An 8,654-nucleotide genomic window follows, 5' to 3' on the forward strand; every position below is an offset into this window, starting at 1 on the left:
TGACATGGCCTCCCAACTCTCGCGTGCGACAATGCATGATGGCCCACGCGGCTCGGTGCATGTCACCGCTGAGCCCATATGACTTCGCAAGCCTGGGGTAGTGCTTGCGCATCAACTGTTGCAAGTCGAGCGACAAGGTCACTGCCTATAAGAAACGTGACGCTTCAAGGAAGTTCTCCAGAGGCCAGTACAACGCTACGCATCACCGGGCCGGGATGGTTGATGTTCCATTTGAAAACGCTCGCAAGCCCGGCTCCGGTGCATGCGATGGTTATCCGCCTGCAGTTGTATCGGGGACGAATCGGACGCTGTCCTCATCAAGCAAGACTTGAATACCCACGCTGTTCAATTCGACATCTTTCTGTGCGGGTAGCCGCGAAAGAACGATCCGGTGTGATGCGTTGTCATCTGAGTATACGATGCGTTCATCGTCGTGGTACCCATCACAACTCGTCACCATTCGAAAGCGTTCAATGCCGGGAGCAGTCGAGATGCCCGCGGTAAACGTGCCGTCGTCAGAAACAGGGGTAGAGAAACCGAAGTCAGGCGAAATACCGTCGAACAGGGTAACGACAGCTTTCGCAAGTGGCTTGCCATCGCCATCAAGCACGATTCCAGAGGTCTCGAACCCAGAACTGCAGCCAGCTACCAGCGTGCCAGCGCTAAGGGCAATCGACGCGGTGATGCGATGAATGGTGTGCACGACTTGCTTCAGTCGGATAACGGGAAGCATCTGCGCGGTGGCGGAAGCCAGATTTCCACTTGTTGTAGGTCTCCACCGCCACTCCGCAGCATGCATTGGATATTGCGTGCGGGGCGGAATGGCCGGGCCCGGTCAGATGAATTGCAATTGTACGACAGGCCGGATGGCGAAACAACAAAGCTGGAAACGATGCAAAGCCAACCACGTCGAGAAGACGACGGGGTGATGGAATGATCGAGCGGCGATGCAACTGCAAGGTGGGGTCACCGGTGATTGCCAATCAAAGGCAAAATCAACCAAGGGATCTGGGAAAACCAACCCGGGTGCCGATGCTCAAGACCGAGGCCCAACCAGCATTTTCCTGCCGACGATTTGTGACCCACCAAAGCAACGCAAACAAAACGTGGATGTTCGATGCCACTCGAACGTCGTCGAGCAAACAGCCAGTTCGTCGCAATAACGTCACGCGTCACCCGGTACGCGCGAAAGATTTTCAACTTCAAACCGACCGACTCGCGTACTCGGGTGCACGCGATTGTTCTGTCCCTGTTTAGTGTACGAAAACGTTAACGCACATGCGACGATCGAACCCGCAAACCCGAGTGCAGGAATCGTCGGAAGCACCGACCGTGATCCGATTTGTCGTTCGATCTCTTGTACATCGAGGGGCTCCAACTTTGTGACATTGCCGTTGGGGGTGAATAACACAATCATTGGGCGTTTCGTGTGCCCAAGGCGTCTCCAGACCGAGTGTATTTCGGTGTCGTCCCAATCGTCGTACGTGCGAATCATTGGCACAATCTCTCCTCGATGCGCTGCAATTGCGACTCGCGAACCGTCCAATTGCTGGCGTACCAACTGACTCTCAACATGGTAGGTGGCATTGCCGAAGAAGAGCACCGTTTCGCCGTCGTGTTGAAGAATCTCAGCGTTGTCGTAGGTGAAATTGCGCCAATCGATCGGTCTCGACTCTCGGTAAAGGGCAAACGCGAGATTTGCTGTCGCAGCGAAGATTGTCGTGAGCATCAACAACGTGGCCAACGAAAAGCGTGTTGACATCATCGACTCACATTATGGACAGAACGTTCGGGATCAGCGGGCGGCGACGAACGATCAACCATCACCAAGACGCCCGACTTCGCCGCTCCGTTGCATCCCATGGTTCGCCGCGTTTTTCAGTTGGTAGGCTGCGTACCCAGTGGTCTCGGCAGCATCACCGTCGATCGTGATCCGAAGGGATTTGCATTGACCAAACGACGTAACTGTAGCATATCGTCCGGTATTGCGTCCGGGAATGATCACAACGCGATCGCCAATCGAAAATGGACCACCGTTCAGGGTGGATTGTCGATCGGCGACATCCGAGAACGCAAAAAATGCAACGAAGGGTGAGACGATTGTCGTCAGAACAAAAGTTGCAGGTATCGCCAGTATTGCAAGGACGCAGAATGTGGGTGAGCGAAGGGCGTCGAGGGATGGTTCGAGCGACGCGTATAGCAGGTAAAAAGCGAACGCATACGAAGCGACGATCCAGAGACGGGGCCAGACGTCACTGGCAACTATGCGTTCGCGTAGAGTGAACATTCGTGTCAGTTGATTCGTTGCGGTGGACTCATTCAGTCGGCGAACGTTACACATCACCGAGGACGCGCGAAGGACTCACCATTGCCAAACCGCTCGGCTCGCGTCCTTCGGTGCATGTGGTGGTTCCCCGCATCTTATCATGGTCAATGGATCTTGATGCCGCGAACCCATGGAAACAACGCGAATCGCAGCGACACAAGCATTACAAACACAATCGCGGTTGCCACAAAGCCAAATACCGTTGTCGCGCTACTACGTGACAACGTCAGGTACGAACCCGTCCATAGTGGCCAAGGAGCACGGTAGCGTCTCCGGTATACGCGGCGTTCGTTCTCGTCGAGCCGCAGGTACCAATTCGTCCAGTTGGTCAGGTGCGATTCGGGTTGCCCCATCCGCCAACCAATGCTGAACCTTGGAAGCCCACGGAAGGCAAGCCAGGGCGGGAGCAGGTCGCCATGCGAGTCGCGTAGGTCAGCAGGGATTTCGTCGTCATTCATCGCGACGTCAGAATCCGAGACGCGTGGCAATTGGTCGGGGAACGGCGGTCGTCACCGGGCACGGAGAGACAATCTCCCGCTTGTGAAAACATGCAAGCCGTGCTCCGGTGCACGACATTGTTCTGCTCTTAGTTCGGCTGGTCTCGATACGTCCAACGAGCAGCGACTTTTCCATCGGTATCGATCGCGACCGAAGCGTGGACATCCCCCCGCGTCCAAGTTCGGAATGAGTATAAATTCGGGTCACCGTATTTCTGACCCTGAACGCTTGACCCTGAAAACATCATCACGGGATTTACCAAGATCGCTCGCCCGTCTTCAATAGCGTCGGGCGACGAGCCAATCACGCGATCAGCGTCTTCTGCATTGATGCCCAGCGGCATGCGAGCGACAGCAATCTCAAGTTGCGTGACTGGTTGCGGTTTCTCGATCTGCGAATACAAGAAACCAACGGATGCGAGTCCGACCATTGCAGCGACAGATGCGATTCGCAGCAAGCGTCTTCGTTTCGTGTTCATGGCTATTCGTGAGAGGAGGTTTTTGATTAGCAGAACGATAACGATCACGTGGTCGCCGCGAGCGACTCACCACTTCAATAAACTCAACTCGGCGACTCACGTGCATCGTCTGGTTCGCCGCCATCATGATCCTGGGACACCGACTGCGGATCCAGCCGGGCCCGGTGCTTATCAACAAGTTTACGTAAAAACGGGGTTACGCGCCAGGTTTCGTCACCAAGTTCGTACTCCAGATCAGACCAGTACCACACCGAATAGGCGTGCAAATCAATATTCTCATCAAGAATGCTCAATGTCGCCTCCCAACGGACATCCGCTTCCAGTGGTCCGGGGAGATCATCAAATGCCTGAATCATTGTTTCCATTAGCGTGAACCGTTCGTCGTCAGAGAGTTCGCCGACATGGTAAGCATTCAGGTATTCATCAATTCGTGCAGGATCGGCAACTTCCCATTCCCAGTCCTGCATGTGCGGTTCGTTGGGGACGTCGAAACGAATCGCCAGGCTGGCAATAGCCTCACGAGTTGGGAATCGCCACAGATGTTCTGGTACGGTCATCAGCTCCTGTCGGCGAACGGTGCGGATCACCCGGTCGGCGCGAGAGATCCTCCACTGTCAGAACGCGCGACTCGCCGACTCGGGTGCATCCGATGGTTCCCCGCTCTCTCGGTCCATGCCGCATGTGAGGCGTACCTCAGCCAGCCATTTGCATGGCACACGCACGACCGATGGATGCCGACGCAAACCCGGATGGAATCGCGTTTAGTAGTATAGCAATGGCGATCATGCGTGTCACAAACGATCCACGTGATCGTATTAGAGCCAGGCCGATTACTAAGTGGATGATCGGAAGAGCGAGGACGCCAATCGTTGCGAGCATGCAAACGGGACCAAGGAACCCATGCGGAATTGACGCAACATTTTGGTTGGCATCCGATGCGAATCGATACGCGGGCACAGCGAATGCCAGCACAGACGCCACAAACGCGCAAAGCCACAAGAGGTCGGCGACATGGATAGGGCGACATTGTTCGTTCACGTTGACGATTTCAGTCGGGGAACGTTGCGGATCACGTGGTCGCCGCGAACGACTAACCACTTCAAAAAACTCAACTCGGCGACTCACGTGCATCCGATGGTTCGCCGGTCTTGTCTGCAGTCCGACGACGAAAGTACAGCAAGAGCCAATCCCAAGGCATCGGAGGTCGAATGTCGAGGTATAACGCGCGCATGTGGATTCGACCATCGGTGTCGAAAGGGGGATGCGATGGAAACGCGTTTTTGGCCACTTCTCCGAATACACGATTTCGAAACACAAGCCCGGCGGACTCCGCGTTTAACCAAAACTCGTCAGTGCCCATCTCAGCACGCAGCCGTTCATCGTCCGTCACGATGTCAATACGATAGTGATCCCAAAACATGTCACCAGGTTGTGGATCAGACAGCGTTGCAATTACCGCTCCGTGTTGTTCGATGTTCCAGCCGGCATCGCGTCCATAGTTTGATTCCCAAATCCTGAGAGTTTGCGTGCAGCGGTTGAAGCTAAACATTTGAGTCGGCGAACGTCACCAATCACCCGGCGGCGACGAGAGATTGTCCATTTGAAAACGCCCGACTTCGCCGCTCGGGTGCATTGGATTGTTCTGCCTTCTGTGGTCGCATCAGCCAGAAACAGCCATCCGCATCAACTCGTCGTCATCGAGACGTCGCGTCGGCTGAGCATGTATCTCGCGACGAATCGAAGCCGGAACACCGATCGCGACAGAGCCGATATCGTAGGTGATTGGAAACACGTCCGCGATGCCGAGGCCGAAGAAAGCAGCGCATTCGTTTGGGCCGTGAGTGTCGATGTTGAAGTCATGATACCGGGCCAAATGGAACAGTTTGCCGTCATCACGGTACAAGGTTAGTGCAACGAAGTGCTCCGTTTGCGTGTGATCGTTAAGGTCGATGTTGCCCAGGATGCCATCAACGGAGTCACCATTTGCAAATTGCAGTGTCGTCCCAACCACGCGGTTGCCAAGGTCGGAAACCGGTATGGCATTCACCGGTCGGATGACAGTTTCGTCGCCGAATTTGGATTCAACGTCATTGCAGAATTCCCACACGGGGTGGTTGCGAATGTCGTCAGGTGTCAAATCAGCAAACGGTTTCATGCATCATCCATGGCAGAACGGTAGCCGTAACCGGGGACGGCGATTTGATTTTCCATTTGTAAACGCCTGATGCCGTCCTCCGGTTCACGGCATGGTTACCCGCGTTTTTCAGGCAGTATCGCTTCGATTGCGCCAAGTGCGCGTTTCCCAGGCCGCCAGACATTTGCATGCCGGTCGGTTGCGCATCGCTTGGCATAGTCTAGCAGCTTGAAGTGCGGTCCGGCGGCAATACGGTCTGCAACAGCGGCACGCAAACAGAAATCGTCGGACGCGAGAAACCCGTTCACCAGCGTCGCGTCAGCTAGATCGGAGGCCCCAACGAGAAGGTAAAGTAGCTCTTCTTCTCCGTCAGTTAAGAGCGAAGAAAGTGTTTGATTCAGGCGTGATTGGTCAGGATGGAGAAGCACGTCCGTGCGATGGTAATCGCGAAGTGAAGTATCAGTCTCGATCGCGGTTTCACATGCTTTCACGTACTCAACCAAGTTGCGGAAGACGACTCGCACTTTGTCACCGTGCGGAACGAAAATGACGCAACCCGGATACGGGAAGTCTAGTGCGTAGCAGTGATGATCGCTTGTATTTGCGTCATCGAGAACAAGAAAGTTGGCACCTTCGGGGCAGTCAAACAGCGGGTGACAGTCTAGGTCTTCCGTGAGGGCAATGCATTCGCTAGGTGGCAGGAGGTTGACCTCCGTTTGCTCGTCGCCAGCAAAGTCCCCGTCGTCGACGCGTTGGAAGTAGGCGAGCAGGTCTTGAATGCGATCCCGCTCAACACCAAAGTGATTCTGCAATTGGGTTGAAGCATCATTCATGATGGAACGAAATATCAGTCGGGTAACGTCCGGCATCACCGGGCGGGGAGAGTAAAGTTGTCCATTTCAAATTCAGCCGCAAGCCCCGCTCCGTGTGAATGCCATGGTTATTTGGCCTTAGTCGAAGGCGGAAGCATCGCAACAGAATCCTTCCGCTTACTAAAGCGATACTTGTCGGCGTCATGCACGTAGCACGTCATTTGATCGACAGCGTCGCGTTGAGTTGTGCCAGCGGGAAAGTGGATACCATCAAATGTGGCGCCGATGAGTTTTGCATGAAAAGACGCGAAGTAGTCACCAGGTTCATCCAAGTCGCCAATCTCTGCACGCCAATCGAGCTTGAAGGTAGGTTTCTTCGATTGGCGACGGATCGCCAATGAGTGGTTGCCCGTATGTTGATGAGCAGTTCTGTATAGCCCAAATGCGCATAGTCCTGGGCTCTCAAAGTCTCCAGCATCGAATGCGTAGCGTGTGGATGTGACCTCCGACCACCTAAGCGGAGATGAAATTGGGGCCGCAAGAAAGCCATAGCATCGTCCGCTCCAGGCCGTTGACGAAAGGTGAGCGTGCACGGAAATCATCTTGGAGGTGTCAACCAGTTCTGCTTCAACATCCAGGTCGAACCAGATGCCCGTTCCACGCTCAATGCGACCAGTCCACGTACAGCTAACGACGCGGTGAACAATATCATCGTCGCTGAAGGTGATCGTGCCGAGTTCTTTAGACGCGATAACAGTTGCTCCAAATAACGTCCGGCGTCACCGGGCGGGGAGAGTAAAGTTGTCCATTTCAATTCCGGTCGCAAGCCCCGCTCCGTGTGCACGCCATGGTTATCGGAAATTTGCACCAGGTTGCGTTCTTCATCAACGTGCGTAACGGTCCCATGATCGAACTGCAGTAAGTCTAGCGTTCTGGCCCAAGCAGAAAGGGCACGATCCACGACATTGCCGTCAGAAACAGCCCAAAGAGGGACAGCGCGACTAACCATTCGACGATCGTAATTCGTTGTCCATTTTTCGTATCCGCGGAATCCGATTCCACCGTTTCGGTTGGACGATAGGGATTGATGTTGTAGTCTCGATTCGAGTTGTATTGCGACAGAGATGCACGCGATCAAAATCGACTAGTGTGTCCGATCCGTCGCGCCAGATTGACGGTATTCGAGCCGGGCTCGTGATGTATCGCTTTGCCTAGCTTCGGTCCGATAACGTTAGACATCACGGGGGACGGACGGAAGATTCTCCACGTCAAAAACCGCGCAAGCCGTCCTCCCGTGCATGTCATGGTTCGCCCACGCCTTTGCGAGTCGGGTGGAGTTCGCGTACCGACGACCGAATCCTCGCCAGCCAAGAGTGTACAACGGACCGAGCACCCATTGTACGAACGTGTTGCTGTTTGGCCCGGGATAAACGCGGTATCGATCATGCCAAGGGTATGCCGTCGGACTAGATTCGATTCGGCACGCGAGATAAACCGCATCATCGCCAGTCCACCGCTGAATGATGCGTCCGGGGCCGTTGCCGACGCCTGACGACGGGCGCATTAGATTGCGGTGTAGATGTCCCCAGGATGCCTCAGACTCGCTTGGTGTCTGCCAAACCTCCCAACGGTCGGCGTTGGTTTCACGACAGACAACGAGCCAATGGTGCTCGGCAAACCGTCCAAGTCCGGGAATCCGTGCGGACCAAAGATCGACGATCGTTTCGGTTGCACATTGCTGCGACATTAGTTGGGCGAACGGGAAGCATCTGCGTGGTGGCGGAAAGTAGATTTCCACTTGTTGTAGGTCTCCACCGCCACTCCGCAGCATGCATTGGTTATTGCGTGCGGAGCGGAATGGCCGGGCCCGGTCAGGTGAAGTGAAATTGTACGACAGGCCGGATGGAGAAACAACAAAGCTGGAAACGATGCAAAGCCAACCACGTCGAGAAGACGACGGGGTGATGGAATGATCGAGCGGCGATGCAACTGCAAGGTGGGGTCACCGGTGATTGCCAATCAAAGGCAAAATCAACCAAGGGATCTGGGAAAACCAACCCGGGTGCCGATGCTCAAGACCGAGGCCCAACCAGCATTTTCCTGCCGACGATTTGTGACCCACCAAAGCAACGCAAACAAAACGTGGATGTTCGATGCCACTCGAACGTCGTCGAGCAAACAGCCAGTTCGTCGCAATAACGATTGAGTTCACCCGTTTAGCAACGAAAAAAAATTTCCCTTGCCAACCGGCGTGACGCTAAACGGGTGCAACGACTTGGTTGTACTGTGCCGCCGGGGCCTGTGCTACGTCGAGCCGCTGTCGCCTTAGCGTTTTATCGGTGGCGTGGTCTCTCAGCAAGGCAACAGCCGGACGTTCTGGTGCACTCGAACCCAACTCAGAGTGCA

The 8,654-nt window shown here is 54.9% G+C and carries 9 protein-coding genes and 1 pseudogene; all 10 read right to left on the bottom strand.

All coding sequences use genetic code 11. The annotated features are described in order from the left end of the window. A pseudogene (locus tag CEE69_RS33840) lies at positions 1–142 on the bottom strand (IS91 family transposase); the annotation flags it as partial. Positions 143–271: 129 nt separating this feature from the next. Beyond that, positions 272–703: a hypothetical protein gene (locus tag CEE69_RS31515; protein ID WP_158231114.1), complete on the bottom strand. Its 432-nt coding sequence runs from the start codon at positions 701–703 to the stop codon at positions 272–274. Positions 704–1,816: 1,113 nt separating this feature from the next. Next, positions 1,817–2,287, bottom strand: coding sequence for a hypothetical protein (locus tag CEE69_RS31530; protein WP_143549400.1), 471 nt, complete (start codon positions 2,285–2,287; stop codon positions 1,817–1,819). 143 nt (positions 2,288–2,430) lie between these two features. Further along, positions 2,431–2,784, bottom strand: a complete 354-nt coding sequence (locus tag CEE69_RS31535) for a hypothetical protein (RefSeq protein ID WP_099264463.1) — start codon at positions 2,782–2,784, stop codon at positions 2,431–2,433. Between the two features lie 128 nt (positions 2,785–2,912). Further along, positions 2,913–3,302 (bottom strand): hypothetical protein, encoded by a 390-nt coding sequence (locus CEE69_RS31540; RefSeq protein ID WP_099264464.1) that lies wholly within the window; start codon positions 3,300–3,302, stop codon positions 2,913–2,915. Positions 3,303–3,385: 83 nt separating this feature from the next. Further along, positions 3,386–3,859 carry a hypothetical protein gene (locus tag CEE69_RS31545; RefSeq protein WP_143549401.1) on the bottom strand — a complete coding sequence of 158 codons (474 nt, stop codon included), beginning with the start codon at positions 3,857–3,859 and terminating at the stop codon, positions 3,386–3,388. A gap of 551 nt (positions 3,860–4,410) precedes the next feature. Then, a complete protein-coding gene (locus CEE69_RS31555) occupies positions 4,411–4,851 on the bottom strand; it encodes a hypothetical protein (protein ID WP_099264467.1) in 441 nt (146 codons plus the stop codon). Positions 4,852–4,962: 111 nt separating this feature from the next. Next, positions 4,963–5,457, bottom strand: a complete 495-nt coding sequence (locus tag CEE69_RS31560; protein WP_008659016.1) for a hypothetical protein — start codon at positions 5,455–5,457, stop codon at positions 4,963–4,965. A 95-nt stretch (positions 5,458–5,552) separates the two neighbouring features. Further along, positions 5,553–6,269, bottom strand: coding sequence for a hypothetical protein (locus tag CEE69_RS31565; RefSeq protein ID WP_099264468.1), 717 nt, complete (start codon positions 6,267–6,269; stop codon positions 5,553–5,555). 1,210 nt (positions 6,270–7,479) lie between these two features. Then, entirely contained in the window at positions 7,480–8,079 is a 600-nt protein-coding gene (locus CEE69_RS31575) for a DUF3750 domain-containing protein (RefSeq protein ID WP_315852557.1), read from the bottom strand. Between the last annotated feature and the right edge of the window lie 575 nt (positions 8,080–8,654).

It is taken from the genome of Rhodopirellula bahusiensis (assembly GCF_002727185.1).
In the GTDB taxonomy this organism is placed as follows: Bacteria; Planctomycetota; Planctomycetia; order Pirellulales; family Pirellulaceae; genus Rhodopirellula; species Rhodopirellula bahusiensis.

What these genes read in the sequence shown, in the direction of transcription:
- CEE69_RS31560 (WP_008659016.1), bottom strand. Translation starts at nt 5,457, where the DNA reads ATGAAACCGTTTGCTGATTTGACACCTGACGACATTCGCAACCACCCC.
- CEE69_RS31565 (WP_099264468.1), bottom strand. Translation starts at nt 6,269, where the DNA reads ATGAATGATGCTTCAACCCAATTGCAGAATCACTTTGGTGTTGAGCGG.
- CEE69_RS31555 (WP_099264467.1), bottom strand. Translation starts at nt 4,851, where the DNA reads ATGTTTAGCTTCAACCGCTGCACGCAAACTCTCAGGATTTGGGAATCA.
- CEE69_RS31540 (WP_099264464.1), bottom strand. Translation starts at nt 3,302, where the DNA reads ATGAACACGAAACGAAGACGCTTGCTGCGAATCGCATCTGTCGCTGCA.
- CEE69_RS31545 (WP_143549401.1), bottom strand. Translation starts at nt 3,859, where the DNA reads ATGACCGTACCAGAACATCTGTGGCGATTCCCAACTCGTGAGGCTATT.
- CEE69_RS31535 (WP_099264463.1), bottom strand. Translation starts at nt 2,784, where the DNA reads ATGAATGACGACGAAATCCCTGCTGACCTACGCGACTCGCATGGCGAC.
- CEE69_RS31575 (WP_315852557.1), bottom strand. Translation starts at nt 8,079, where the DNA reads ATGCTGCGGAGTGGCGGTGGAGACCTACAACAAGTGGAAATCTACTTT.
- CEE69_RS31530 (WP_143549400.1), bottom strand. Translation starts at nt 2,287, where the DNA reads ATGTTCACTCTACGCGAACGCATAGTTGCCAGTGACGTCTGGCCCCGT.